Annotated in this window: 28 protein-coding genes and 1 pseudogene; 17 read left to right on the top strand and 12 right to left on the bottom strand. The window is 71.2% G+C overall.

Going from position 1 to position 24317, the window contains the following annotated elements; all coding sequences use genetic code 11:
- The first annotated feature begins 91 nt into the window (after positions 1-91).
- Genes FLX07_RS36425 through FLX07_RS13035 form a run of 3 tightly spaced genes read left to right on the top strand, consistent with a single transcriptional unit; the run spans position 92 to position 1525 of the window.
- On the top strand, positions 92-760 hold the full coding sequence (locus FLX07_RS36425; protein ID WP_167748225.1) for a TetR/AcrR family transcriptional regulator: 669 nt from the start codon (positions 92-94) through the stop codon (positions 758-760).
- Positions 757-1074 carry a DUF952 domain-containing protein gene (locus tag FLX07_RS13040; protein ID WP_142571010.1) on the top strand — a complete coding sequence of 106 codons (318 nt, stop codon included), beginning with the start codon at positions 757-759 and terminating at the stop codon, positions 1072-1074. The genes FLX07_RS36425 and FLX07_RS13040 overlap by 4 nt, the downstream gene beginning before the upstream one ends.
- A gap of 52 nt (positions 1075-1126) precedes the next feature.
- Complete coding sequence (locus tag FLX07_RS13035; RefSeq protein WP_142571009.1) at positions 1127-1525, top strand: VOC family protein; 399 nt, start codon at positions 1127-1129, stop codon at positions 1523-1525.
- 62 nt (positions 1526-1587) lie between these two features.
- Here the strand turns inward: FLX07_RS13035 and FLX07_RS13030 are convergent, their stop codons facing one another.
- Complete coding sequence (locus tag FLX07_RS13030; protein WP_167748224.1) at positions 1588-2343, bottom strand: helix-turn-helix domain-containing protein; 756 nt, start codon at positions 2341-2343, stop codon at positions 1588-1590.
- Between the two features lie 28 nt (positions 2344-2371).
- Positions 2372-3394, bottom strand: coding sequence for an NAD-dependent epimerase/dehydratase family protein (locus FLX07_RS13025; protein WP_142571008.1), 1023 nt, complete (start codon positions 3392-3394; stop codon positions 2372-2374).
- 84 nt (positions 3395-3478) lie between these two features.
- Here FLX07_RS13025 and FLX07_RS13020 point away from each other — a divergent pair, with 84 nt between their 5' ends.
- On the top strand, positions 3479-3928 hold the full coding sequence (locus FLX07_RS13020; RefSeq protein ID WP_142571007.1) for a MarR family winged helix-turn-helix transcriptional regulator: 450 nt from the start codon (positions 3479-3481) through the stop codon (positions 3926-3928).
- Positions 3929-4081: 153 nt separating this feature from the next.
- Here FLX07_RS13020 and FLX07_RS13015 read toward each other — a convergent pair whose 3' ends face one another.
- Positions 4082-4471: a GNAT family N-acetyltransferase gene (locus tag FLX07_RS13015; RefSeq protein ID WP_223853415.1), complete on the bottom strand. Its 390-nt coding sequence runs from the start codon at positions 4469-4471 to the stop codon at positions 4082-4084.
- Positions 4472-4664: 193 nt separating this feature from the next.
- On the opposite strand from FLX07_RS13015, the gene FLX07_RS13010 reads away from it, so the two are divergent.
- Together FLX07_RS13010 and FLX07_RS13005 are read left to right on the top strand one after the other, a co-directional pair.
- Positions 4665-4988 (top strand): VOC family protein, encoded by a 324-nt coding sequence (locus FLX07_RS13010; protein ID WP_142571005.1) that lies wholly within the window; start codon positions 4665-4667, stop codon positions 4986-4988.
- A gap of 59 nt (positions 4989-5047) precedes the next feature.
- Complete coding sequence (locus FLX07_RS13005) at positions 5048-5749, top strand: 2-phosphosulfolactate phosphatase (protein WP_142571004.1); 702 nt, start codon at positions 5048-5050, stop codon at positions 5747-5749.
- Positions 5750-5922: 173 nt separating this feature from the next.
- On the opposite strand, the gene FLX07_RS13000 is transcribed toward FLX07_RS13005, so the two are convergent.
- Positions 5923-6684 (bottom strand): SDR family oxidoreductase, encoded by a 762-nt coding sequence (locus FLX07_RS13000; protein ID WP_142571003.1) that lies wholly within the window; start codon positions 6682-6684, stop codon positions 5923-5925.
- A gap of 192 nt (positions 6685-6876) precedes the next feature.
- On the opposite strand from FLX07_RS13000, the gene FLX07_RS12995 reads away from it, so the two are divergent.
- A complete protein-coding gene (locus FLX07_RS12995; RefSeq protein WP_142571002.1) occupies positions 6877-7731 on the top strand; it encodes a helix-turn-helix domain-containing protein in 855 nt (284 codons plus the stop codon).
- Here the strand turns inward: FLX07_RS12995 and FLX07_RS12990 are convergent.
- The 4 genes from FLX07_RS12990 to FLX07_RS12975 all read right to left on the bottom strand — a co-directional run bounded on the left by FLX07_RS12990 (position 7718) and on the right by FLX07_RS12975 (position 10891).
- The gene (locus FLX07_RS12990) at positions 7718-8239 is read right to left on the bottom strand and encodes a helix-turn-helix transcriptional regulator (protein ID WP_223853363.1); all 522 of its coding nucleotides are present in this window, start codon (positions 8237-8239) and stop codon (positions 7718-7720) included. The genes FLX07_RS12995 and FLX07_RS12990 overlap by 14 nt on opposite strands.
- A gap of 123 nt (positions 8240-8362) precedes the next feature.
- Positions 8363-9163, bottom strand: a complete 801-nt coding sequence (locus FLX07_RS12985; RefSeq protein ID WP_142571001.1) for an ABC transporter permease — start codon at positions 9161-9163, stop codon at positions 8363-8365.
- Complete coding sequence (locus FLX07_RS12980; protein ID WP_142571000.1) at positions 9163-9954, bottom strand: ABC transporter permease; 792 nt, start codon at positions 9952-9954, stop codon at positions 9163-9165. Before FLX07_RS12980 ends, FLX07_RS12985 begins: the two co-directional genes overlap by 1 nt.
- A 1-nt stretch (position 9955) precedes the next feature.
- Positions 9956-10891, bottom strand: coding sequence for an ABC transporter ATP-binding protein (locus FLX07_RS12975; protein ID WP_208762191.1), 936 nt, complete (start codon positions 10889-10891; stop codon positions 9956-9958).
- 186 nt (positions 10892-11077) lie between these two features.
- Between FLX07_RS12975 and FLX07_RS12970 the strand changes: the two genes are divergently transcribed.
- Positions 11078-11527, top strand: coding sequence for a universal stress protein (locus FLX07_RS12970; RefSeq protein ID WP_142570999.1), 450 nt, complete (start codon positions 11078-11080; stop codon positions 11525-11527).
- A gap of 22 nt (positions 11528-11549) precedes the next feature.
- Here the strand turns inward: FLX07_RS12970 and FLX07_RS12965 are convergent, their stop codons facing one another.
- The gene (locus tag FLX07_RS12965; protein ID WP_142570998.1) at positions 11550-12275 is read right to left on the bottom strand and encodes an ATP-binding protein; all 726 of its coding nucleotides are present in this window, start codon (positions 12273-12275) and stop codon (positions 11550-11552) included.
- 213 nt (positions 12276-12488) lie between these two features.
- Here FLX07_RS12965 and FLX07_RS12960 point away from each other — a divergent pair, with 213 nt between their 5' ends.
- The 7 genes and pseudogenes from FLX07_RS12960 to FLX07_RS12930 all read left to right on the top strand — a co-directional run bounded on the left by FLX07_RS12960 (position 12489) and on the right by FLX07_RS12930 (position 19582).
- Positions 12489-12884, top strand: coding sequence for a DUF3224 domain-containing protein (locus FLX07_RS12960; RefSeq protein ID WP_167748223.1), 396 nt, complete (start codon positions 12489-12491; stop codon positions 12882-12884).
- Between the two features lie 29 nt (positions 12885-12913).
- Complete coding sequence (locus tag FLX07_RS12955; protein WP_142570996.1) at positions 12914-13867, top strand: diacylglycerol/lipid kinase family protein; 954 nt, start codon at positions 12914-12916, stop codon at positions 13865-13867.
- Positions 13868-14037: 170 nt separating this feature from the next.
- Positions 14038-14280 (top strand): annotated as a pseudogene (locus FLX07_RS38845) (RNA polymerase sigma factor); the annotation flags it as partial.
- A gap of 88 nt (positions 14281-14368) precedes the next feature.
- Positions 14369-14791 carry a sigma factor-like helix-turn-helix DNA-binding protein gene (locus FLX07_RS12945; protein WP_142570995.1) on the top strand — a complete coding sequence of 141 codons (423 nt, stop codon included), beginning with the start codon at positions 14369-14371 and terminating at the stop codon, positions 14789-14791.
- Between the two features lie 1365 nt (positions 14792-16156).
- A complete protein-coding gene (locus tag FLX07_RS12940; protein WP_308424388.1) occupies positions 16157-17512 on the top strand; it encodes a nitroreductase/quinone reductase family protein in 1356 nt (451 codons plus the stop codon).
- A 207-nt stretch (positions 17513-17719) separates the two neighbouring features.
- Positions 17720-18670 (top strand): alpha/beta hydrolase, encoded by a 951-nt coding sequence (locus tag FLX07_RS12935; RefSeq protein ID WP_142570993.1) that lies wholly within the window; start codon positions 17720-17722, stop codon positions 18668-18670.
- A gap of 144 nt (positions 18671-18814) precedes the next feature.
- Positions 18815-19582 carry a group II truncated hemoglobin gene (locus tag FLX07_RS12930; RefSeq protein WP_142570992.1) on the top strand — a complete coding sequence of 256 codons (768 nt, stop codon included), beginning with the start codon at positions 18815-18817 and terminating at the stop codon, positions 19580-19582.
- Positions 19583-19646: 64 nt separating this feature from the next.
- Here FLX07_RS12930 and FLX07_RS12925 read toward each other — a convergent pair whose 3' ends face one another.
- Positions 19647-20066, bottom strand: a complete 420-nt coding sequence (locus FLX07_RS12925) for an ester cyclase (protein ID WP_167748222.1) — start codon at positions 20064-20066, stop codon at positions 19647-19649.
- 334 nt (positions 20067-20400) lie between these two features.
- On the opposite strand from FLX07_RS12925, the gene FLX07_RS12920 reads away from it, so the two are divergent.
- The gene (locus FLX07_RS12920) at positions 20401-21783 is read left to right on the top strand and encodes a phosphotransferase (RefSeq protein ID WP_223853362.1); all 1383 of its coding nucleotides are present in this window, start codon (positions 20401-20403) and stop codon (positions 21781-21783) included.
- Here FLX07_RS12920 and FLX07_RS12915 read toward each other — a convergent pair.
- Positions 21711-22310 (bottom strand): ArsR/SmtB family transcription factor, encoded by a 600-nt coding sequence (locus FLX07_RS12915; protein WP_167748221.1) that lies wholly within the window; start codon positions 22308-22310, stop codon positions 21711-21713. The genes FLX07_RS12920 and FLX07_RS12915 overlap by 73 nt on opposite strands.
- A gap of 117 nt (positions 22311-22427) precedes the next feature.
- Between FLX07_RS12915 and FLX07_RS12910 the strand changes: the two genes are divergently transcribed.
- Positions 22428-23378 (top strand): DUF2218 domain-containing protein, encoded by a 951-nt coding sequence (locus FLX07_RS12910; protein ID WP_308424387.1) that lies wholly within the window; start codon positions 22428-22430, stop codon positions 23376-23378.
- A 23-nt stretch (positions 23379-23401) separates the two neighbouring features.
- Here FLX07_RS12910 and FLX07_RS12905 read toward each other — a convergent pair whose 3' ends face one another.
- Complete coding sequence (locus FLX07_RS12905; protein WP_142570989.1) at positions 23402-24283, bottom strand: NmrA family NAD(P)-binding protein; 882 nt, start codon at positions 24281-24283, stop codon at positions 23402-23404.
- Positions 24284-24317 lie beyond the last annotated feature (34 nt).

The raw sequence follows: 24317 nt of genomic DNA, 5'->3' as shown, positions 1-24317 counted from the left end.
GTTTGACCCGGCGGCACACGCCCGCTAAGGGTGATCCGGACGGCTCCCCGCCCGGCGGCGGAGCCCCGACGATCCAGGGGAGGATCACGGCGTGCCCGATCAGGACCGGCCCGCACCCGTCCCGGCGGCGGCCCCCGCACGCGGCGTCGCCGTGCGGGCCGTCTCGCCCCAGTCGCGGCGCCCGCAGGAGCGCGCCGTACGCCGCAGGGAGGCGCTGCTGGACGCGGCCGTCGACCTGCTCGGCGACGGCGGCTTCGCGGCCGTGACGCACCGCGCCGTCGCCCGCCGGGCAGGACTGCCCCTCGCCGCCACCTCCTATTACTTCACCAGTCGCGACCAGTTGCTGGCCGAGGCGTTCGCCCTGCTGGTCGAGCGTGAACTCGCCCGCATGCGGACGACGGTGGACCACCTCGTGGGCCGTACGCCGCCGGCGGTCGCCGAGACCCTCACCGGCGTGTACGCCTCCGACCGGCTGCGCCAGCTCGGCCTGTGGGAGCTGTACCTCCAGGCCGGCCGCGACCCGGCGTTGCAGGCCATCGCCCGCGCCTGGACCGACGGCTGCGACGACGTCGTCGCCGCGGTGCTCGAATGCGCCGGTTACCCCTGCGGGCCCGGGGAGGTCCGCTTCGTCGCCGGTCTGCTGTCGGGACTGTGGGTGGAAGAGGTCGTGGAGGCCCGCCCCGACGGCGGGCAGCGGGCCCGGGAGGCGGTGGCCCGCGCGCTGGCCGCACTCGGACCGCCCGCTAGGGTCGGCCCATGATTTTCCATCTCGCGCTGGCCGCCGACTGGGACGCGGCCGTCATCACGGGCGAATACCGCGTCTCGACCCTCGGCCGGACCCTGGAGGAGGAAGGCTACATCCACGCCTCGGCCGACCCGGCCCAGGCGCGCGGCGTGGCAGGCCGCTACTACGGCCACGTCACCGAGCCCCTGGTGCTGCTGGAGATCGACGAGGACCGGCTCGGCTGCCCGGTCAGGCGAGAGGTGCCCGAGGGGGCGGACGAGGAGTTCCCCCACATCTACGGGCCGATCCCGGTGACCGCCGTCACGGCCGTCACGCCCTTCTCCCGCTGAGTGTCCGTTTCGTTCAAGACGACCGACCGGCCCGGCCCCTAGCGTGGTCGTCATGGCACCTTCGTTCGATCTCATCGGCCTGGTCGTGACCGACATGGCCGCCTCCCTGTCCTTCTACCGCCGGCTCGGGCTGGACATCCCGTCCTCCGCCGACACCGAGCCGCACGTGGAGGTGACCCTGCCCGGCGGGCTGCGCCTCGTATGGGACACCGCTGACGTCGTCCGTTCGTTCGACCCTGCCTGGTCGCCCGGCAGCGGCGGGCCGCGCATGGCGCTGGCCTTCCGCTGCGACGGCCCCGAGGAGGTCGACCGCCTGTACGCGGACCTGGTCGAGGCCGGATACGAGGGATACCTGCCGCCGTGGGACGCGTTCTGGGGGCAGCGCTACGCGGTGGTGCACGACCCGGACGGCAACGGCGTGGACCTGTTCGCCGCCCTGCCCACCGCCTGACGGGCCCCAGGTCAGCGGGTCACACGGGTCAGCGGGTCACACAGGCCAGCGGGCGGCGCAGCTCAGCGGATCAGCGCGCCGAGGGTCACGCCGGTCAGCGACCTCACCTCACGAGACAGGTGGGCCTGGTCGGCGTACCCGGCGACGGCGGCCACCGTGGCCGGCGGCGTGCCCCCGCGGGCCAGGTCCACCGCCCTGTTCATCCGCAGGATACGGCCGAGCGTCCGCGGCCCGTACCCGAACGCGTCCAGGCACCGGCGGTGCAGCCGCCGCTCGCCGATCCCCGTGTCGGCGGCGATCCGCGCGACCGGCCGGCCCGCGCGCACGCCCTCGACGACGCAGCCGACGAGAGCGGTGTCGACGGGGCGGTGCGTCGCGCCCAGGCGGCGCGCCGCCTCCTCCTCAAGCACCGCGCCCAGAACAGGGCCCAGAACAGGGCCCAGTGCAGGGCCCAGTGCAGGGCCCAGTGCAGGGCCGGCATCGGCGGCCTCGCCCGCCCGCTCCGTCAGCCGCCGCGCCTCGGCGCCCGGCCACAGGTCGTCCAGCGGCACCCTCAGGTCGCGCAGCTCGCGCGCCGGGACCCCGAAGACCGCCGGGCCGGTGCCCGGCCCGAAGCGAAGCCCCACGTAGCGGGCGCCGGGCCGGTCGGTCACCACGTGCGCGGCGGTGTCCGGGCCCGCCACCAGCAACGCGCCGTCCGCCCAGATCACGTCCATGCATCCGTCGGGCAGCACGCGCCGCTCGGCGGCCGCGGTGCCGGGGGAGGTGCTCCACCACAGCACCGCGTCCGGCACCCGCGACACCCTCTCCCGGTACATGGCCCGCATTATCCCGTGGGCGCGGCGATCAGCGGGGGTTGCCCGCCCGCAGCCAGCCGACGTAGTCGGTCACGGCCCGGTCGAGGTCCCACTCGGAGGCGTAGCCGGTGTCCTCCCGCAGCCGGGAGATGTCGAGACAGGCGTCCACGGCGGGCGCTCCCTGGGAGCGCCCGGGGAGCAGCGCGGGTGCCGCTCCCGGCACGGCCCTGCCGATGGCGGCGGCGACCTCCCGGTTGGCGACGGCCCGGCCGCCACCGACGTTGTAGGTGCGGTGGCGCAGCGTCGCCGTCGTCTGCAGGAGCGCGAGGGCCCGCCCGCAGTCGCGCGCGTAGCACATGTCGGCGGCGTCCTCCGCGTAGGAAGGCGCCGCCTCGCCTGGCACGCCGCCCTCGCCTGCGGCCTGGGTTTCCCCCGCGCGGGCGGTAGAGGAGACGCTCGCGCCGCCGGCCGCCATCGCATGCCGCGCGGCGGTGTGCACGAGCCGGGGAGCGGCGAAGAACGGCGAGGACGGCCTGCCCAGCGGGCCCCAGATCGCCCCGATCCGGGCGGCGACGACGTCCAGCCCGGAGGACGCGGCGGCGTCGGCGACCACTTCTGCGATCTTCTTGCCGGCGGGAATCGCATGCGGGCTCGCGACCGGCAACGGCGCGTCCTCGCGGAGGACCTGGTCCGTGACCCCCGCGTACACGCCGATCGTGCTCGCGACGACGACGCGGCCGACGCCCCACTCCCGCGCCGCGCGCAGCACGGCGAACAGCCCGGCGGCGTTGGCCGACAGCTCGTCCAGCGGCGCCGATGCGCCCATCCCCGCCGCCGCCAGGTGCACGATGCCGGTCACGCGGTGACGCCTGCCTGCCGCCAGGACGCTGCCGGGGTCGGTGCAGTCCATCGGCTCCACCACGGCCCGCCCCTCCCGCACCTCCCGTTCGCTCACCAGGGCCGGCGGAGGTCCCGCCGCCCGCTGGCCGAGCACGCAGCGTTCGCCGAGGTCGAGCAGGGCACGCACGGTGTGCGCGCCGATGAAGCCGCGTCCGCCCGTCACGAGGATCATGCGGATCCCTCCAAATCGATAGCAAGCTAATGATCAGCGTAGCGGCGGGATCATTAGCGCGCAAACGAATCGTAGGATGGCCAGGTGACCGAAGTGCTGAGGCTGCTCACGCGGGCCCAGAAGCTGTTGCGGGCGGCGGCGGACGAGGCGATGAGCCGCCACGGCGTGCGCGTGGGGCAGAACCTCGTGCTGGAGGTCCTGTGGGAGACCGACGGGCTGACACCCGGGGAGCTGGCGGCCCGCCTGCAGGTCACCACCCCGACCGTCGTCAACACCGCCACCCGGATGGAGGCGGCCGGACTGCTCGTGCGGCGCCGCGACCCGGCGGACGGCAGGCTCGTCCGGCTGCACCTGACCCCGAAGGCTCGCGCCGCGGAGCAACCGATCGCCGAGGCCAGGCGCCTGCTGGCCGAACATGCCACCGCGACCCTCACCGACGAGGAGCGGCGCCACCTGCACAGCGCACTGAAGAAGATCATCGAACGGATGACCGCATCCACCCCGCCCCCCGGCCCGGGCGAGGACGCGGAGTGAGGACCGCCCGCGCCCGCACTCCGCCAAGGCGCCGGGCGGCAGCGTCACAAACCTCTTCGCATCGGCGCTGATCATGAGGCGGGCGCCGGTCGCGGCCACCCGGGCCGCCGGCGAAGCGGGCGTCACCCCGCGCGAGCAGCCGAGGGATCGGCGTCACCCGCCGTCGACGCCCCTGGCCATGACGTATTTGCGCAGGCCAGGGGCGCGCGGGTGGAGTTCGTATTCGCCCGTGTCGCGGAATCCGAGCCGCCGGTAGACGCGTTCGGCGGAATCGTTGCCGGAGATCACCCACAGCTCTACCCGGGACCGCCCTGTCTCGCGCGCCCAGGCCACCACCTCCAGTGCCAGGCGCTCGGCGATCCGACCGCCTCTGGCCCGGGGACGCACCCACATGCCGAACAACTCGACGGCCCCGGCCCGGTCCGCCGGCACACGCTCCGCGGCCACGCCCACCGGCGCATGCGCGTCGAACGCGACCGCCTTGACACCGTCCTCGGTCCACGCGCGCCACCGCGCCTCGTCGTAGGCCCGCTCCTCTTCCAGGTCGCCGTGGAAGACGCCGGGCGCGTCGGCCAGCGCTGCCAGGTGCGCCAGTCCTCACCGCTGAGACGGCCTATGGCAACCGGGCTCATGCTCACGCCCCCTCGGAAGATCCTCCTTCTGTCATGGTCGATATCCGGTCCGGGCCGGACAACCGGGCCCGGACATAATCGATCCGTACGCCGAGAGGGGAGCAATGAGCATTCGCGTGGGTGGCGTGGTCATCGACGTCAACGACCTCGACGGGCTCGCCGCGTTCTGGAGCCGCCTGCTGGAGCGGGACATCACCCGTCGCGAGGACGACTGGATCAGTCTCGGTCCCGACCTGGCCCTGCAGCGGGTCTCCGAACCCAAGACCGCGAAGAATCGCGTCCACCTGGACCTGGTCACCGACGACTTCGCCGCCGCGGTCGCCCGCGCCACCGCGCTCGGGGCCACCCCGGTAGGGGAGATGCACGAGGATCTCTGGCAGGTCTGGCGAGATCCCGAAGGCAACGAGTTCTGCGTGTGCGTGTCCTGAGCGGGCCTGCCGCCGACCTGCCCGGGTGCTCCGGATCGGGAATGTGTGATCATGACTGGATGGACGTCCGCTTCCTTGGGATCGCTGAGCTGGCCGAGACCCCGTCCACAGCGGTCGTCGTCGACGTCATGCGTGCCTTCACCGTGGCCGCCTGGGCCTTCGCCCGGGGAGCGGAGAAGATCGTTCTCGCTGAATCGCTGGACGAGGCCCTGGCGCTCAAGGCTCGCCACCCGGATTGGGTGACGCTCAAGGACGGTCCGCCCGCGGCCGGGTTCGACACCGTCAACTCGCCGGGCCTGCTGCGGTCGGTCGACCTTGCCGGGCGGACCGTCGTGCAGAAGACCACGGCAGGGACGGTCGGCGCTCTTGCGGTCAAGGAGGCGTCGCTCGTGCTGTGCGCCGGCTTCGTGGTGGCGGAGGCAACGGCCCGGCTGTTACGGACACGCGAGTGCGGCAGTGTCACGTTCGTGGTCACCGGCGACGACGGCCGCGCCGAAGAAGATCTGGCATGCGCCCAATACATCGCCCAGCGGGCCACCGGGGCCAGGACGGATCCGACCGAGTTCCTCCGCCGTGCCGGCACCTCACGCGCCGCCGCCGAGTTGGCGCAGGGCGTACGTCAAGGAGCCCATGCCGATGACGTCGCGCTCTGTCTCGAACTCGACCGGTTCCCCTTCGCCATGGTGGCGGCCTTGGAGGAGCCGCTCATGGTCCTCCGCCCGTACGCCGTGCCCTCGCTGACCGGCGAGGCCTCGACCTGATCGCTGGTGAGGTCCGACCCTCGCCACCGCGCGGCGACGACGGCGAGGCGTCCGCGAAGTCCCGCGGCGAGTAGCCGCCGCTCGGCCACGCACGAGCTCACCGCGGCCGGACGTGCTCTCCTCGAGGCGGCCTCGCCCCAACCATGACCGGTCCGGGACTGCCCCGTCCGCGCCTACTGACGGCTCGGGAGCATCGCGAGCGCCTGCGACCGCTGGGCGACCAGATCGGCGTATGTGCCGTCGCGCTCGGCCCAGCGGTGCATCAGCACGCCCTTGACGAGGATCTCGCGCGGAGTGGGATCGGCCTGGAGCAGATCCATCACCTCGGTGGCGAACTCGGCGAGGTCGAGCGCGCGGGGGTTGAGCCGAGCCTGCTCGGGCGTGGTGGCGACAGCCGGGGGGACGAGCTCGGACACCTCGATGCCCGTGCCGTCCAGTTGCGCGCGCAGCGCCTCGGTGTAGGCGTGCACCGCGGCCTTCGACGCCGCGTACGTCGGCATGACCGGGAACGGCAGGAACCCGATACCCGAGGTGACCGTGATGACGGCGCCGGCGCCGCGCCCGACCAGGTGCGGGGTGAACGCGTCGATGACGCGGATGGTGCCCAAGAGGTTGGTGTCGATCATCTGCCGTGCGGCGCCGAAGTGCGCGGGATCGCGCAGGTCCTCGGGCATCCCGATCCCGGACATCGTCACGATCGTGTCGAGGCCCGGGTGGCTGCGGAGGATCGTGTCGCGGGCACGGCCGACGCTGTCCTGGTCGGTCACGTCGATGGGAACGGTGCCGAACCGCTCGGCTGCGAGCCGGTCGAGCAGGTCGGCTCGCCGGCCGCCCAGGACGACGGAGCTGCCGGCCGCGGCGAAGCGGCGAGCGAGCTCGAGACCGATTCCCGAGGTGGCGCCGGCGATGAAGACCGTGCGGTTGGTGATGTCCATTGATTGCTCCTGCTCAGGGCCGGCCCGTCCGCGGCAAAGCCGCTGGGCGCGCTCGTCGAAGTTCCGGATTGCGGTTCCTGCGCCGCGGTGTCTTCAGTGTTGATCCGCTCTCCGGCTGGAGGCAGTGCCCCCGTCTTCCGGGGTCCTGCCAGGGCCCCCTTGGCGCGGAAAGCCCGAAATACGATGGTGAACATGAGCGACGACACGCGTGCCAATCTGCTCGGCGGCTACCTGCGTGCCCGGCGGGCCCTGGTCACCCCGCAGCAGGCCGGGCTCGCGCCGGGCCCGAACCGCCGCGTTCCGGGGCTTCGCCGTGAAGAGGTCGCCATGCTCGCGGGCATCAGCGCCGACTACTACCTGCGGCTGGAGCGCGGCCGCGACAGGAACCCCTCAACGCAGGTGCTCGAATCGCTCGCGCGGGTCCTGCACCTCGACGAGCTCGAACAGGACTACCTTCTCGGCCTGGCCGCCGCACGCCCCAGGTCCCGGCCGCGCAGGAAACCCGAACGCGTCCCCGCGCGGTTGCACCAGCTCCTGGCGAGCGTGCAGGTTCCCGCCTTCGTGGAGGGCCGCGCGTTCGACGTGCTCGCCTCCAACCGACTCGCGGTCGCGCTCTCTCCGCGCCTCCAGCCCGGGTACAACCGTCTGCGGTCGCTGCTACTCGATCCCGAGGAGCAGGCGTTCCAGCAGGACTGGACACGCTCCGCGGAAGGATTCATCGCCGCCTTCAGGAAGTCCGCCGGGGACGACATCGACAACCCGCGCTTCGTGGAACTGGTCGGCGAGCTCGCCCTGTCGAGCGAGCGCTTCCGAACCCTCTGGGCGCGCCACGACATCCGCACCCTCGACGGCGGCACCACCACCGTGAACCATCCCGTCGTCGGCGAGCTGCGCCTGCACCGGGACAAGCTCCCCGTGGACGGCCTGCTCCTGGTGCTCTACTACGCCGATCAGGGCAGCGAGAGTGACGAGAAACTCCGCATCCTCGCCTCCATGGCCCGGACGGCACCCGCCCCGACGGGCGTCGGCTCACCTACGGTGACCTGAGCATCGGCTCGGCCCTCCCCACGCCACCCATCGCGCCGCTCGCGGCCCTGGCGTAGCGGCGGGCCAACTGCGCGAAAGCCTCCCTGAGCTCGGCCGGGCCGACGACCTCGATGCCGGCGTCGAACCTGCCGACGACGACGGCCACATCACCTCCGGGCGCCTCGCGCCGAGGGAAACGCGGCCCGGTGGGGGAGCGCGGGGTGATCCGATCGGCGCGGAAGGTGCGCCAGTCCTCGCGGTCGAGGTCCCAGGCGACCACATGCCAGCGCCCGCCCCAGGTGACCAGATGATGAGGCTCCACCCGGCGCGGCGGCGTCAGCACCCCGTCGTCGTCCGCCTCCTGCGGGGACGCGGCCGCGTAGTCGAAACGCAGCACCTCACCGGCGTGGACGGCGGCGCTGAGCGCCACGAGCACGCCGCCGTCGACCCGTACGTCCGGCCGCGTCGCGAGCCCCTCGACGGTGGTGACCTGGAGGGTGTCGATCCGGCGTCGCAGCCGCGCGGGCATGACCTGCCGGACGGTGTTCAGCGCACGCGCCGCGGCCTCCCCGATACCGGCGCCGGTTGTGGTGGCCGTTCAGAGGGCCACGGCGAGGGCGACGGCCTGGTCGTCGTCGAACAGCAGCGACGGTCAGTCACACAGGGTCCTGGACAGGCGCCGGGAGGCGAACCAGACCCCCGCCCCGGCCAGCACGACCAGGTAGGCCGCGTGCCCCAGCAGCCCCCACCCCAGCACCCCCATGCACAGGCCCCGCACCAGCTCCACCGCGTGGTAGAGCGGCGTGAGCTGGATCAGCACCTCGACCCCGACCGGGTAGCCCTGCACGGGGGAGAACGTCCCGGAGAACAGGAACAACGCGAACTGCCCGGTGCCCATCAGATCGAAGTCCTGCCACCCGCGCATCAGCGTGCTGACCGCCATGCCCAGCCCGCCGAAGGCCAGCCCCACCAGCACGGTCGCCGGAAACGCGGCCAGCGCCCAGCCGGGCTCCACCAGCCCCATCACCACCATCACGACCAGGAAGATCACGGTGTAGAGCGAACCCCGGACGATCGCCCACACCAGCTCGCCCACCGCGATCTCGATGGGCCGCACCGGCGTCGCCAGCACCGCCTCGAACGTCTTCATGTACTTCAACTTGAAGAAAAAATTGAACGTCGTCTCGGCCAGCGCCCCCGACATCGCCGACACCGCCAGCATCGCCGGCGCGACGAACGTCGCGTACGGCATGGTCCGCCCGTCCACCGTCAGCTCACCGATCAGCGCGCCGACACCGACACCGATCGACAGCAGATACAGCAACGGCTCGAAGAAGCCCGACAGCAGCACGATCCAGTACGACGGCCCGGAGCGCAGCGCCCCCACATTGCGGCCGATGACGGCGCCCACCCGGCCGGGGGAGACCCGGGACGCCACCAGCGTCGTCATCATCAGTCCTCCAGCTTCCGGCGGAACGCCCGCACCGCCAGGAAAAGACCCGCCACCGCCCACACCAGCAGGTAGCCGGCATGCACCGGAACCGGCCAGGCCGGGGCCCTGCCCAGCGTCGCCGCCCGGCACAGCTCCACCGCATGCCACATCGGCGAGGCGTACGCCAGCGGGCGCAACACCGCCGTGAGCTGCTCGACCGGGAAGAACACCCCCGAGAACAACGACGCAGGAAGCACCACGAGCCGAAACAGCAGCGAGAAATAACTGTCATGGTCGATCGTGGCGGCGAACGCCGTCACCGGCGCCGCCACCGACACCGTCAGCAACGCGCACACCAGCGGGGTGACCAGCGCCCACGGCGAATGCAGCCCGCCGAAGAACACCACCACGACCAGGAAGGCCACGACGGCGATCGTCACCCGGAAGACCAGGTAGAGCAGATGCCCCCGGACCATGTCCACCGGCTCCACCGGCGTGGCCCGCATCGCGTGATAGGCCCGGACCCACTTAAAGTCACCCAGCACCGAATAGGTCGACTCGCCCACCGCGATCTGGAACGCCGTCGACGCGAGCACGCCCGGCACGATCCACGACAGGTAATCGACCCCCTGCACCCTGCCGACATAACCCCCCACCCCGATGCCGATGCTCAGCAGGAACAGCACCGGCAGCACGAACGAGGAGAACACCGACGCCTGCCACAACCGCCGGTAGAGGGTCAGGTGCCGCTCCAGCACCGCGACCGTCGGATGAACCACCCGCGCCGCAGCCGTCTCGGTCCGCAGTGCCATCTCAGTCCACCAACGTCCGGCCCGTCAGATGGAGGAACACATCCTCCAGCGTCGACCGCCGCACCAGCACGCTCGACGGCTCCAACCCGCGCCGCTGGATCTCGGCCAGCGCGGCGTCGCCGTCGTCCACGTAGACCAGCACCCGATCGGGCAGCGGATCGACCCGCTTGCCCACCCCCTCCAGCGCCCCCGCGTACCGCGCCCCCGCCTCGGGCATGCCGGGGAAACGCACCTCGACCACCTCGGCCGTCGAGTAGGTCTCGATCAGCGACCTCGGCGACCCCTCCGCCACGATCCTGCCGCCGTCCATCACGACCAGCCGGTCGCACAACTGCTCCGCCTCGTCCATGTAATGCGTCGTCAGCACCAGCGTGGTGCCCCGCTGCTTGAGCCGGAACAACCGCTCCCACAACAGATGACGAGCCTGCGGGTCGAGCCCCGTCGTCGGCTCGTCGAGCAGCACGAGATCAGGCTCGTTCACCATCGCCCGCGCGATCGTCAGCCGCCGCTTCATGCCCCCCGACAGCGGCTCCACCTTCCCGCCCGCACGGTCGCGGAGCTGCACGAACTCCAGCAACTCGTCGGCCCGTCTGCGGCTCTCCGCCCGCGACAGCCCGAAATAGCGGGCGTAGGTCACCAGGTTCTCCCGCACCGTCAGATCGGGATCGAGGTTGTCGAGCTGAGGACACACCCCCAGACGCGCGCGGATCCTCGGCCCGTCGTGAACCGCGTCCATGCCCAGGATCCGCAGCTCCCCGGCGGTCGGCGTGGACACACACCCGATCATCCGCATGGTCGAGGACTTGCCGGCCCCGTTGGGCCCGAGGAACCCGAACGCCTCGCCCGGCGCCACATCGAGGTCGATCCCCGCGACGGCGGTGAACTCCCCGAAGCGTTTGACCAGGCCACGCGCGTAGATCAAAGGTTGACCAGCCACGATCCGAGACCCTAACCAACGGCCCCGACATTTCCGCAACAGGTTATCCGCGCCACCCCGACCGGCCCTGCCCCGCCTCCCCGGCGACCACCGCGAAGACGGTCACGCCGCACCTGATCCACCACGACCCGCCCCCAGCCCCGGCCCCGTATCCAGGCGCCCCCCGCGAGCCGTACGCTGACTGGCGTGAACACGTTCGAGCTGGGCACCGACGGCCCGCGAGTGATCCTCGTCGGCATCGACGGCTCGGATACCTCCCTGCGCGCCGCCGCGTACGCCTGGGGGCTCGCCCGCCGCCAGGGCTCGCACGTCGTCCTCGTCTACGTCACCAACCCCGGCGCGATCAGCACGATGATGCCGGCCGCGTCGGCCTCGGTCATCGAGGCGGGGGAGGAGGTCGCCACGGACTTGCGCGCACAGGTGGAGCACTTCGCCCAGACCACGCACTCACCCGTCGACTACACCTTCCGCACCGAATACGGCGATGCCGCCGGCGTCCTCGCCAAGATCGCCGACGAGATCAGGGCGGACGCGGTCGTGGTGGGAGCCTCCACCCAGGCCGGCCACCGCTTCATCGGCTCGGTCGCGCTCCGCCTGGTCCGCACCGGCCGCTGGCCGGTCACCGTCGTCCCCTGATCCACCGCACATCCACCGGGGCTCAGGCTCGGCGGCGGTCCGGGTCCGACACGTCCAGCGCCCGCAGGCCTTCCAGCACCCGCAGCAGCGTCGCCTCGTCCGGGCCGTCCGTCCGCGCGCCCACCGGATGCCGCCGCCCCCGCCGCGGCAGCGCCCCCGCCGACACCCCCGCCGATGCTGCGGCCGATGATCCTGCCGCTGCCGCTGCCGCCGGCCGCCCGCGCGGCCCGGAACCGGCGGCCGGAGCACCCGCCGCCCCCGGCGGACGCGACACCTCCACCGGCGCGATGGCCAGCTCACACCACACGATCTTGCCCCGATCCGGCGCCGAATAGTGGCCCCAGCGCAGGGCCAGGCTGCCGACCAGAACGAGCCCCCGGCCGGTCTCGCCCAGGTCGCCTTCCCCCTCGCCGTGCGGCACCGGCTCGCGGTCGCTGACGTCCCACACCTCGATGAACAGGCTGCGCCGCTCCGGCGCCACCCGGACCCGCAGCGCCACCGTACGCAGGGCCACCGGGAACATCGACGAGGCCATCGGCGGGCTGACCACGGCGTCCGTCGCCCGCACCGCGTTCGTCACCAGTTCGGAGACGACCAACTCCGCCGTCTCGGCCAGGTCCGCGAGCTCCCACCCCCGTAACTGGCACCGCACGAACGCGCGGGCCCGGTGCGGGGCGCTCGCGGCCGACCCGAACACCTTGTAGGCGATCCTGCGGCCCTCCTGTGAAGGGAAGGGAGAGATCAGCATCACACCGGCCGGGCCTCGGCGGACCGGCCGGCGAGAACCGGGACGGCCGGTCGGGGAATACACATGCCTCCGATCATCTGTCATGAACGGCTGAAAAGTGACGGGCTTGACGGCATTCGTCTGACTTTCTCCTCCCGCTCACCATTGGACAGCACCGCATGGACACCGCCGTACCTGACGGAAGATGTCAGGAAAACGCGGCACGCTGGACATATGAACGGACACGCCACCGGCGCCTTCGACATCACCAACTGGACCGAACTGGCCACCGAGGAGAAGGAAGGCACCACCTTCGGCCGCAACCACATCACCAAGGCCTTCCACGGCGACCTCGTCGGCACCAGCACCACCGAAATCCTCACCGTCGTCACCCCCGACGGGCCCGCCGCCTACGTCGGCGTCGAACACGTCGAAGGCATCCTCCACGGCCGCAAAGGCACCTTCGCACTCCAGCACAGCGCGGGCAGCCACAACGGCGAACAGTGGATGAAATGGCAGATCGTCCCCACCAGCGGCACCGGCGAACTGGCCGGCCTCACCGGCGAGGGCACCATCCGCGTGGACGACGGCCACCACTACCTCATCGACTACACCCTCCCCGAGGCCTAACCCGCCCCCATCCGGGTAGCCGCCGGTCCATGGTGAAATCCGCTGACCGGCGGCCCGCGGACGACCCCGCCGCCGCGCCTGCCACCCCCCGAACCCCGGTGCCCCGCGTCGCCGTCATCGCGCACCGCAAGAAAACCCTCGGCGGCGGCCTCGACGAGCTCCGCAAGCTCATCACCGGCTACGACGTCGACGACCTGCTCTGGTACGAGGTCCCCAAGAGCAAGAAGGCCCCCAAGAAGGTCCGCCAGGCCCTCAAAGAAGGCGCCGAGCTGTTCTTCCTCTGGGGCGGCGACGGCACCGTGCAACGCTGCATCGACGCCCTGGCCGGCAGCGACGCCACCGCCGCCATCGTCCCCGCGGGAACCGCCAACCTCCTCGCCCGCAACCTCGGCATCCCCGAAGACCTCCCCGAGGCCGTACGGATCGGCTTCGAGGGCCGCCGCGCCAAACTCGACCTCGGCAAGATCAACGGCGAGCACTTCGCCGTCATGGCAGGCGTCGGCTTCGACGCCGAGATGATCGCCGACGCCGACCGCGGCCTCAAGGACCGCCTCGGCCGCTTCGCCTACATCTGGACCGGCCTGCGCCACGTCGGCGGCGCCGTCACCCCCATGAAAATCAAAATCGACGACAACGACTGGTTCGAGGGCGACGCCAGTTGCGTGCTCATCGGCAACGTCGGCACCGTCACCGGCGGCATCGACGTCTTCGAAGACGCCCAATACGACGACGGCTGGCTCGAAGTCGGCGTCTCCACCGCGGAAGGCCCCATCCAATGGGCCCGCGCCCTCGGCCGCATGAGCGCCGGCAACGCCGAGAAATCCCCCTTCGTCCGCATCACCCGCGCCCGGAAGGTATCGGTCAAACTCCGCACCCCCATGGCGTACGAACTGGACGGGGGAGCCCGCGACCGGGTCAAGCGCATCACCGTCAAAGTCGTGCCCCAGGCCATCACCGTCTGCCTGCCCGGCACCACCACCTGACCCCACGAGTCCCCAACGCTCCGCGCCCGGCTCAAGGACGAACCCCACCATCCGAACCGGCCGGGCGCCCCGAACGGCGACACGCCACCCGGAGCGACCACGACGGCGACCGTGACACACATCACAACGCTCGCGCCGAACCCGGAGACCCGGCACAGTACCCACACACGATGGATAACACGGACCTCCGGCTGCTGCGACTGATCGCCACCGGTGACGAGCATGCCTTCGAACAGCTCTACACCCGGCACGCCCACGCCCTGCTCGCCTACGCCGAAGGACTGCTACGCGACCGCGGCGCCGCCGAAGAGGCCCTGCAGGAAACCTTCATCGCCGTCTGGCGCTCGGCCGGATCCTACGAAGGCCGCTCCACCGTCCGCACCTGGCTGTACGGCATCTGCCGCCGCCAAGCGCTCAAACGCATGAACGGCGGCCGCCCGGCCCCCCCGCCCCCTCGACGAAGCAGCCCACCTCCGATCCGCCGAACCCGACCCCGAAGTCGTGGCACTCGCCCGCGCCGACACCGCCGCCGTCGCCGCCGCACTCACCGCACTTCCCGCCACCCACCGGGAAGTCCTCACCCTCGCCCTGTCCGCCGGACTGTCCCACGCCGAGATCTCCCAGATCCTGGGCATCCCCGTCGGCACGGTCAAAAGCAGGCTGTTCACCGCCTGCGCCACCCAGGCCCGCGCATGGCACCGCACCGCCACCGCCGTACAGGACGACACCGCACGCGTCGCCCCACCGGCCCCGGACCTGTTCGCCGCCATCCGCCGCCGCCTGACGACCACCCCCAACCCGTCCGGCGCGCACCCCGTCCCCGCCTACGTCCTCCGCCGTCAGCCGCCCCGACGGCACCCGTTACCGTCTCGTCAGCCCCGCCCGGCCCGACCCCCGCGCCGTACCGGTCCAGCCCTCGCTTGAGGAGGGGTACGTCGCGCTCATGCACGCGGCCACGAGCGGCTGAACAGCGGGGGAGAGGGGCTGGATGGTCCGGCCGGATGACTCGGGTGTGTCCCGAGTCATCCGCAAATGATCATCTGTCGGCGCGACAGGGGGAGTGGCCCGTCACCGTTGAGCTCGTCGGGCCCGATGGCCTCCGCTGCCACACCCGCTGTCGGGGCAGCACGACCGGCTCGGTCCCGGGCCGCCCAATCCCGCGTACTGGAGCGCTGTGAGCCCGGCGTCGTCGTGATGCGGTGACGGGTCAGGATCGCGAGGAAGAGTACGCGGGATCGGGCGGCGGGAGGAGCGGCCGGAACAGCTTACTTGACATAATGTTCATTATCGAGCAACACAGAAAGGGGCCCGAAGGGCCCGCTCGACAGGGATTGTCCGATCGTCCGGCGGACCGCTCACCGGCCCGCCCGGCGGACTACGCCGTGCATGGATGACGCAGTCCACGGGCGACGGAGTGCACGGACTACACGGACTACGCGGTGCACGAATGACGCAGTGTACGGATAACGGCGTCCGGGCCGTCGCCGCGACGGGCTGCCGGCTGAGCTGTTCGGCCGCCCGCGACGGTGATCCTTTTCAGGGGCCGGAGTGCCCGAGCGGGACCCCGGGAGTCGCATTCTCGGCACCCGGGGTCCCGAGATGCTCCTTCCGACTGCCCGCCTCGCCGAACGGGAACGCTCTCGCCGAACGGGAACGCTCTCGCGTCTCTCCGCCGGGACGACAAAACCCCCACCATGGGCCAAAGACTCCGATTCTGGTTCATACCGGACAGAAGGTGAATTCTGTTCGGTTAGAAAGTGATGTCCGGTCTCTCTGTCGTTGGCCCCGCAACTGCTTGATCGGCTGCCGTACGCACCGCATAAGGGTGCCGTCACACGGGCGAGCACCTCGGCCATCCGCGGGCCGGTCGGCTCGCTCCGGCGATCTCGATCCTTCGGTCTGAACACAGCCGCCCGGAACGCCGCTCCCCCGCTTGCCGGCCGGTCAGGGAGTGACGACGCGGCCGTTCGAAGAACCGTAGTGACCCGAACTTAGGGATTTTGGCGCAGATGTGGTGTTGCCACATTTCTGCGGTGACGATAACGTCACACCGTGACTGCCGGGTCGGCCATGGGCCATAAGCGAGTGAGGCACCCGGCCACGGCGTGATGGCTGGGCGGGCGCGAGGCCCGCCGCATCTGCGACCTCCTGATTCGAAATTCTTCTTCCCGCGTATCGGCACGCCCCTCGGCGTCGGCGACATCTCCGCCGCGCCTCCCCTTTGCCGTGCGCGTTTCCTTCATTCCTTCGTGACCGCCGTCCCTCATTCGGCGACGCGGTCGATTCGCCATGCCCGAAACAAGAAAGCAGAGAATGCCGCACGACTTCAATCAGCAAATCATTCAGGAATTCCGCGCGAACCGCGGGAAAGTGGGCGGCCCCTTCCAGGGAGCCAGGCTGCTCCTCCTGACCACCACCGGCGCCCGCTCGGGAGTCCCCCACACCGTGCCCCTCGGCTACCTGGATGACGAGGGGGGCCGAATGCTCGTCATCGCCTCGGCCGGCGGATCGCCGCGCCACCCTGCCTGGTATCACAATGTGCGTGCCAACCCCTACGTCACCGTGGAGACGGGCGTCTTCACGATCGAGGCCGAGGCCGCTGTTGTGGAAGGCGCGGAGCGTGAGCGGCTCTTCGCCCGCGCCGTGGAGGCGGACTCCGGCTGGGCCGACTATCAAACGAGGTCCGGGCGCGTCCTGCCCGTCGTCGCGTTGACTCCGCGCTCCGGTTCCGAAGGGCACCGGCGCGCGGGACATCTGGACGTCACGCGGGTCCCCGCCACGTCTGACGACCGTGCGGCCGTGACGGCCTCGATCCGGGCTCTGGTCACCGGCCCTCCGGCGCTCGCCGCCGACGTGACGCCCGCGCTCCCCCATACCGGAGGCGTACCGGGACGGTGGGTCAGCGCGGCCGGCGGGTCGGCCACCGAGGACGGCGTCACGCTGTACGTGCACGGAGGCGGCTTCGAGCACACCCAGCCGACGTTGGAGCCCCTCATGGCCTGCCGCCTGTCCCAGGCGACCGGGCGTCCCGCGTTCAAGGTGGACCAGCGCCTGGCGCCCGCCCATCCGTACCCCGCCGCTTTGGACGACGTCGTGGCCGTCTATCGCAGCCTGCTCCAGCAGGGCGTTCCCGCCGATCGCGTCATCGTGTGCGGCGAGTCGTCGGGCGGCACGCTCGTCCTGTCGGCGCTGCTGGCGCTCAGGCAGGCGGGTGATCCCCTTCCCTGCGCGGCCGTCGCGATTTCCCCGCTGACCGACCTGACCCTGTCGAGCCGGTCTCTGGACTCGGGCGACGGCCGCGATGTGATCGACCGCCGTGTCGCCGAACACGTCACCGCCCAGTATCTGGCCGGGGCCCGCGCCGATCAGGCTCCGCAGTCTCCGCTCCACGGTGACCTGCACGGCCTGCCCCCGCTTCTGCTCGTGGCGGGGACCGCGGAGGTGCTGCTGGACGACACCCGTCGCTTCGCCGCAGCCGCCTCGGCCGCCGGTGTCGAGGTGACCCTCGACCTGTATGAGGGCATGCCGCACGCGTTTCACGCGAGCGTGATGGCACAGGACCCGCCCCCCATCGCCGTGACGTTCCTGCGCCGCCTCACCGGCTGGGTCGCTGGAACCCGGGCGGGGAGCACGAGGCTGCGCTGATCAGGCCATAGCGGCCCCTGACCGCCCGAGCAGAACAACCGGCTGGGCGCCCCGTCCCGGGACGGGGCGCCCGGAAATCGCGGCTGCTCGGGCGGTCACCTCGGGAACCCACGTCAGTCAAGGCCCCGGAGGCCGTCCATGCCACCACTCACGGTAGATTCCACGGAATATAGTGCAATGGAAGCTACTTACGGCGGGAGCACACCAATGAGCAAGGAACAGCGCGCCCAGATCGACGCGATGATGCGACAGCCGCGGCCCGATGGCCCCCGGTCGGTCGAGGCGATCCGAGCGGGGTTCAAGGCGCTGATGGCCCGGATGATCGTGCCTGACCGCATTCGCGTCACGCGGACGACGCTGGGCGACCGGCCCGCACTGCGTGTCGAGCCGGACGACGGGCGCCGCGCCGGAACGATCCTGTACTTCCACGGCGGCGGCTGGGTCTTCGGCTCTCCGGAGACCGCCCTGTCGCTGACGGGAAACCTGGTGGCCAAGACCGGCTTCGGGGCGTACTCGGTGGACTATCGGCTGGCCCCCGAGCATCCGTTCCCGGCCGCGATCGAAGACACCCTGGGCGCCTACCGGGCCCTCCTCGACAGCGGGGAAGATCCCTCGACGATCGCGTTCGCCGGCGACTCCGCGGGCGGCGGCCTCACCGTCACCACCTGCCTGGCCGCCCGCGACGTGGGTCTTCCGCTGCCCGCCGCCATCGTGGCCTTCTCCGCGGGCCTTGACGCCACCCGGACGGGCGAGAGCATGGATACCAAGGAGGGCATCGACCCGATCTTCACCCGCGAGGCCGTCGAACGCACCGGAGCCATGTACGTCGCCGGAGCCGACCCGCACCAGCCCCTGCTCAGCCCGGCCGTCCTCGCCGATCTGACCGGCTTTCCTCCGATGCTGCTCCAGGTGGGCACCAATGAGATCCTCCTGGACGACTCCACCCGCCTGGCCGCACGCGCCAGGGCGGCGGGAGTGGATGTCATCCTGGACGTCACCGCCGACGTGCCGCATGTGTTCCAGTCGTTCGCCGGTGTCCTGGACGAGGCGGACGAGGCGCTGGACCGCGCGGCCGTCTTCCTCGGTCAGCGCCTGCGCGCCGGGGGCGCGGCGCGCACGCCGGTGGAGTGGGACCGGCCACGGCCGTCCTCGAGCTGATCGGCACCGATCCCGGCGACTCCGCGTGATCAGCCGGCTGTGGCGGCGCTGACCCGTCGCCGCTCCGCGTACTCGGTGGGAGTTACATGATTACACTGCAATGGTTACCTTTTCTTCGGCAGTGCGACCTCTGGGGTGAAGATCATGATTGTCGAGTACATCCGCTACCGGATCGGCCGGGCGGACGCGGAGGAGTTCGAGGCCGCCTACGGACGTGCCGCGGCTTCCCTGGCGGCCGCGCCGCAGTGTGTGGACTACGAACTGTCCCGGTGCGTGGATGAGCCCGAGTGGTACGTGCTGCGCATCACGTGGACCTCGGCGGATGATCATCTGCAGGGTTTCCGCGGTGGCGAGCACTTCGCGGCGTTCTTCTCCGCGATCAAACCCTACGTCCAGCAGATCGAGGAGATGCGGCACTACGAGCGCACCGCCGTGCGCGGCGCCGGCTCCTCGGTCCCGAGCATGTACGACTGGGCGGGCGGCATCGAGGCGTTGGAGCGGCTCACCGAGACGTTCTACGAGCAGGTTCTCAAGGACGACCTGATCGGTCCCCTCTTCGCCCACATGGACCCGGGACATCCGAAGTACGTCGCGATGTGGCTGGCGGAGGTCTTCGGCGGGCCGTCCCGCTACACCCACGAGCGGGGCGGCTACCATCACATGCTGGTCCAGCATCTCGGCAAGGCCATCACCGAACCTCAGCGCCGCCGCTGGGTGAATCTCCTCATGGACGCCGCCGACGTGGTCGGCCTGCCGTCGGATCCCGAGTTCCGCGCCGCCTTCGCGAGCTACATCGAGTGGGGCACCCGCCTCGCGTTCGCCAACTCCCAGCCCGGCGCTCGCCCTCCCCAGCAGGCTCCCGTCCCCCGCTGGGGCTGGGGTGTGGCCCCGCCCTACTCCCCCACGTCCTGATCTGTCACGGCTGGCGGGGGTCGTCGATCCCCGCCGGTCGGCGGTTGGGCATCGTGGCGGTGGGTCAGCCGATCGGCATGCCGAGCTGGGCCAGCAGTTCCAGTTGGTCGAAGTAGAGGCGCATGCTGACGATCAGCCCGTTCTCGATGGCGCAGACATAGCAGCAGCGGAGATTCAGCGGGCGGCCTGTCGACGGGATGATCTTGCCGCCCGGTCCCAGGTAAGGCCCCTTGTGGGTGCCGATGAGCACCAGCTCGTCGACTGTCATGTCGTCGACGTCGAACGACTCCAAGACCACCGTGTGCACGTCGGGGAAGGCCGCCCAGAACTCCTCCAGGTAGGAGCCCAGTTCCTCACGGCCCTCGGCCATGCCTTCCGGGGTGAGGAACGCCCCGTCAGGGCTGACCGTGCCGAGCAGCGCGTCAATGTCATGCGCATTGAACGCGGCGTTGTATCTGTCGCGCACCCGGCGGGCTTCGCCCACGATGTCGGCCCTCCCTTATCCGGATGGATGCCCTCGGAACGCGACAAGGCGTCCCTGTCTTCGCAGTCTTTGCCGGGCTCTGTTCATAGCCATTGCCCGCCTGAGGCGTTTTCGTCCCGTACGGTGAAGCCGCCTTGGCCGTCGGAGGTCACCTCCGAGGGTCGCCGTGTCGATCCCGGCGCGTCCGCCCAGTGGTAGACCGGCTGCTTCCGCAGCGCGGCTACCCTGCAGCGCGGCTACCCTGCAGCGCGGCTACCCTGCAGCGCGGCTACCCTGCAGCGCGAACACTATGCAGCGCTGGAGCCCAGCACGCCGGGTCTCGTACGATCACGGCATGGCGGAGCTCGACCGGCGTCATCCCGAGGGGCCCGAACCGGATGGGCCGCTCCCCCACAATAGGGAGGACTTCGATGTCGCCGCGTACGTGCGGCGCGTCAGAGGTGGTCCCTGTTTCGTCTGCGCGGTGGTGGCGGGCGACCCCGGCTACGACTTCGAACAGGTCGTGTTCGAAGACGATCATCACATCGCTTTCCTCGACCGTTACCCCACGTTGCCGGGGAAGGTCCTGGTGGCGCCGAAAGCCCACGTCGAGCATGTGGTGCGGGACCTGGACGAGGAGGCGTACGTGCGGCTGATGCGGACGGTGCGCCGGGTCGCCCTGGCGGTCGAGGCGGTCGTCCCCTCGGAGCGTACGTATCTGCTGTCACTGGGCAGCGGGCAGGGCAACGCCCACCTGCACTGGCACATCGCGCCGCTGCCGCCTGGGACGTCGTACGAGCGGCAGCAGTTCCACGCGCTGATGACGGAGAACGGGCTGATCCCGTGGTCGCGGCGGCAGGCGGCCGATCTCGCGGAGAGGTTGCGCGCGGCGCTCGGCGGTCCGGCTGGACCGCGTGTCCCCGAAGAGCGCGAGGAGGTGCTGACCGGGGGTGGGGTCAACCGTGTCGTGCGGGTCGGCGGCACGGTGCGCCGACCGGCCCGCCGGTGGACGCCGGCGGTGCATGCCCTGCTGGACCATCTGGCGGCGGCCGGGTTCGGTGGCGCGCCGCGAGCTCACGGGTGCGACGGCGAGGGCCGGGAGGTGCTGGATTTCCTCCCGGGTGAGGTGCCGGACTATCCCCTGCCGGCGTACGCGATGGCGGATGAGGCGCTGGCCGGCGCCGGGGCGTTGCTGCGGGACTACCACGACGCGACGGTGGGATTCGCGCCTGCGGAGGGCGCCGAGTGGTGCTTTCCGCCGCGTGCTCCGGCGGAGGTGGTCTGTCATGGTGACGTGGCGCCGTACAACTGCGTGTTCCGGGAGGGGCGGCCGGTGGCGTTCATCGACTTCGACACCGCGCATCCGGGGCCGCGGGTGTGGGATGTGGCGTATGCCGCCTACCGGTTCGTGCCGTTGCATGATCCCGGCCGTGACCGGAGCGCTCCAGAGGTGGAGGAGCAGGCGCGGCGGCTGCGGGTGTTCGCCGACGGCTACGGGCTCGGTGTGCGGGACCGGGAGGTGCTGACGCGGACGGCGCGGGCCCGGCTGGAGCATCTGGTCGTCCACATGCGTGCGGAGGCGGCGGCGGGTCACGAGGCGTTCGCCGCTCATGTCGCGGAGGGGCACGATCTGCTGTATCTCACCGACAGCGCGCATATCGCGCGTCATGAGGCGCTGTTCCTGGCGGCGCTTTCGTCGGAGGGGCGGGGCGGCAGGGTCGGGATGTCGGCGGGGTAGAGCGAGAGCAGCAGCCCGTACGGCTCGCCGTCGGGGGGCGGGGTGCGGCCGGGAGGGGGCAGGAGGTCGCGGAGCCGGGCGATGAGGGCGTGGGCTTCCTGCTGGGTGAGCCAGAGGTGGTTCAGCAGGGTGTGCTCGGCCTGGCCGGGCCGGGCGGGCAGCATCTCGGCGAGGGCGGCCCTGATGAGGAAGTCGGGGCCTGCCGCGGCCTCCTCGTGCAGCCGGAAGCCCCGGCTGACCAGGGCGAGGGTCTGCTCGGTGCCTCCGCGTACGTGCCGGGTGCCGGCGAGGCGGACGATGCCGGCGTCGCGCAGGACGCGGACGTGGTAGCCGACGGTGCCCTTGGCGGCCCCCAGCGCCGTGGTCAGCTCCCCGAGTGTCGCGGGGCGCTGGCGGAGCAGGTTGACGATGCGGTGACGGACGGGGTGGCCGAGAGCCTTGAACTGCGCGGGGGTGCGGAGCTCCAGGAGGTCGGGGTCGTGCGGGGGTGTGGCGGGGGGCTCCCCCGTCGTCGTCTCGTCGGTCACGGAGAAAAGTGTCGAGGATCGTCGATGCTTTGACAAACGGGTGAGGTGGCCAGCAGAATCGCCGGGTCGGAAGCGTCGAAAAGTCTCGACTCTTGATGTCTCAGTTGGAGGAAGCCGATGCCTCATTCGACGGCGTACGTCGTCACCGACAGGCCCGAGCGCTACATCAAGCAGCTCGTGTCGGACATGAATCACAAGGTGGAGGCCGTGCTCGGCGGCGACGGCCGGGCGGTGATCGAACTGGGGTCCGCGCGTTGCGTGCTGCGGCCCCGCCGCGGCGGATTCGAGATGATCGCGACCGCCGCCGGCGAGGAGCCGCTGGCCGGGGTGCGGGACGTCGTCACCCGTCACCTGCTGCGGTTCGCCGCCCAGGAGGAGCTCGTGGTCGACTGGTCGCCGCCGGTCGGGGGCGACGCGGCGTGGACCCTGTCCCCGGTCGTGGACGACTACCTGCTCACGCACTGCTCCCCCGCCGATGAGGTGCTGCGGGATCTGGTCGTCAGGACGCGGGAGGAGACGGCCGGCGCGGCCGGGATGCAGGTCTCCCACGACGAGGGCGCCCTACTGACGATGCTGGCGCGGATGTCGGGCGCCCGCCTGGCGGTGGAGGTGGGGGTGTTCACCGGTTATTCCTCGATCTGCATCGCCCGGGGGCTGCCCGCGGGCGGGCGGCTGCTGGCGTGCGACGTGAGCACGGAGTGGACGTCGATCGCCAGGAACTACTGGGAGCGCGCGGGCGTGGCCGACCGCATCGACCTGCGGATCGCGCCGGCGCTGGAGACGCTTCGGGCGCTTCCGGCCGAGCCGGTCATCGGTTTCGCCTTCATCGACGCCGACAAGGAGAGCTATCCGGACTACTACGAGGAGGTGGTCACGCGGCTGAGCCCCGGCGGCCTCGTCGTGGTCGACAACGTGTTCCAGGGTGGGCGGGTGTTCGACCCGGCCTTCCAGGGGGACGCGCAGGTGGCCGTACGCCGCCTGAACGAGACGATCGCGCGTGACGAGCGGGTCGAGTCGGTGATGCTGCCGGTGCGCGACGGCGTCACGATCGCCCGGCGGGTGGGCTGACCCGCAAGGGCTGGTGCGGGGGTTCAGTTGATCAGGCGGGCGAGGAATTCCTCGAAGGTCGTCGGGGTCGCGGTTTCGGCGTCACGCGACTGAGTCATGGCGATCCGGCGCTCGGCGACGTCGATGGTCATGGCGGTGGTGCCGTCTGCCATGTGCGGGGAGAATCCCGCCGCGAGGAGACCTTCGCGCAAGGTGGCGGCGTCGATCCGTTCATAGCGAGCCCCAGGTCGTCCGACCGCCTCGCCGATCGCGGCGGTGATCTCGTTGAGCGTGATCTCTCGGGGGCCCTGCAGTTCGAGTGCGCCGGCGCCGGCCTTGCGGCGCCCGGCGAGAAGATCGGCAGCGACGGCGCCGATGTCGGCCGTGGCGATGGCCGGGAGCGGAAGGTCCCCGGGAATGAGTCCGTGGGCGGTGCCGGTGGCCCGCACCTCCTCGATCATCGGCAGGGCGTTCTCCATGAACCACCCGGGCCGCAGGTGGGTCACCTCCACACCGGTCAGGGTGTCGAGCGCTTCTTCGAGTGGCCGCAGCCCCCACACCGGACCACGGGCACCGGCATGGTTCGCGGCCCAGCCGCTCAGACCGACGATCCGGGTGAGGCCGTCGAGCGCGTCGAGCGCCCGACGATAGGCGCTGATCACGCGCCGCTGGTGGGCGGGGAAGTCACTGCTGCCGGGGATGAGACCGGGTGCGATCATGACGAACGCCCCGTGGGCATCGGCGAAGGCCTCCCGGAGGCTGTGGGGGTCGTCGGTGCGTACTTCGGCCGCTTCGGCGCCGCGCTCCACGAATCGCCGGAGGCGGTCGCGGTCGCGGCCCAGCACCCGAACCTGGTGTCCAGCGGCGAGCAGCGCGTCGGCGACGGCGGAACCGGTGTTGCTGGCGGCGGATGAGACAACGATCATGAGTGTTCCTTGCGTGTGGGATCTGCGATGTGTT

This window comes from Microbispora bryophytorum (assembly GCF_006874465.1).
Lineage (GTDB): Bacteria > Actinomycetota > Actinomycetes > Streptosporangiales > Streptosporangiaceae > Microbispora > Microbispora bryophytorum.
The sequence above is the reverse complement of the archived record's forward strand: the minus strand, read 5'-3'. Positions and strand labels throughout refer to the sequence as shown.

Excerpts from the sequence above, each read along its gene's own strand:
- FLX07_RS13040 (WP_142571010.1), top strand. The coding sequence starts at position 757 with ATGATTTTCCATCTCGCGCTGGCCGCCGACTGGGACGCGGCCGTCATC.
- FLX07_RS13035 (WP_142571009.1), top strand. The coding sequence starts at position 1,127 with ATGGCACCTTCGTTCGATCTCATCGGCCTGGTCGTGACCGACATGGCC.
- FLX07_RS13030 (WP_167748224.1), bottom strand. The coding sequence starts at position 2,343 with ATGTACCGGGAGAGGGTGTCGCGGGTGCCGGACGCGGTGCTGTGGTGG.
- FLX07_RS13025 (WP_142571008.1), bottom strand. The coding sequence starts at position 3,394 with ATGATCCTCGTGACGGGCGGACGCGGCTTCATCGGCGCGCACACCGTG.
- FLX07_RS13010 (WP_142571005.1), top strand. The coding sequence starts at position 4,665 with ATGAGCATTCGCGTGGGTGGCGTGGTCATCGACGTCAACGACCTCGAC.
- FLX07_RS13005 (WP_142571004.1), top strand. The coding sequence starts at position 5,048 with ATGGACGTCCGCTTCCTTGGGATCGCTGAGCTGGCCGAGACCCCGTCC.
- FLX07_RS13000 (WP_142571003.1), bottom strand. The coding sequence starts at position 6,684 with ATGGACATCACCAACCGCACGGTCTTCATCGCCGGCGCCACCTCGGGA.
- FLX07_RS12995 (WP_142571002.1), top strand. The coding sequence starts at position 6,877 with ATGAGCGACGACACGCGTGCCAATCTGCTCGGCGGCTACCTGCGTGCC.
- FLX07_RS12990 (WP_223853363.1), bottom strand. The coding sequence starts at position 8,239 with ATGCCCGCGCGGCTGCGACGCCGGATCGACACCCTCCAGGTCACCACC.
- FLX07_RS12985 (WP_142571001.1), bottom strand. The coding sequence starts at position 9,163 with ATGATGACGACGCTGGTGGCGTCCCGGGTCTCCCCCGGCCGGGTGGGC.
- FLX07_RS12980 (WP_142571000.1), bottom strand. The coding sequence starts at position 9,954 with ATGGCACTGCGGACCGAGACGGCTGCGGCGCGGGTGGTTCATCCGACG.
- FLX07_RS12965 (WP_142570998.1), bottom strand. The coding sequence starts at position 12,275 with ATGCTGATCTCTCCCTTCCCTTCACAGGAGGGCCGCAGGATCGCCTAC.
- FLX07_RS12960 (WP_167748223.1), top strand. The coding sequence starts at position 12,489 with ATGAACGGACACGCCACCGGCGCCTTCGACATCACCAACTGGACCGAA.
- FLX07_RS12955 (WP_142570996.1), top strand. The coding sequence starts at position 12,914 with ATGGTGAAATCCGCTGACCGGCGGCCCGCGGACGACCCCGCCGCCGCG.
- FLX07_RS12940 (WP_308424388.1), top strand. The coding sequence starts at position 16,157 with ATGCCCGAAACAAGAAAGCAGAGAATGCCGCACGACTTCAATCAGCAA.
- FLX07_RS12935 (WP_142570993.1), top strand. The coding sequence starts at position 17,720 with ATGAGCAAGGAACAGCGCGCCCAGATCGACGCGATGATGCGACAGCCG.
- FLX07_RS12930 (WP_142570992.1), top strand. The coding sequence starts at position 18,815 with ATGATTGTCGAGTACATCCGCTACCGGATCGGCCGGGCGGACGCGGAG.
- FLX07_RS12920 (WP_223853362.1), top strand. The coding sequence starts at position 20,401 with ATGGCGGAGCTCGACCGGCGTCATCCCGAGGGGCCCGAACCGGATGGG.
- FLX07_RS12910 (WP_308424387.1), top strand. The coding sequence starts at position 22,428 with ATGCCTCATTCGACGGCGTACGTCGTCACCGACAGGCCCGAGCGCTAC.
- FLX07_RS12905 (WP_142570989.1), bottom strand. The coding sequence starts at position 24,283 with ATGATCGTTGTCTCATCCGCCGCCAGCAACACCGGTTCCGCCGTCGCC.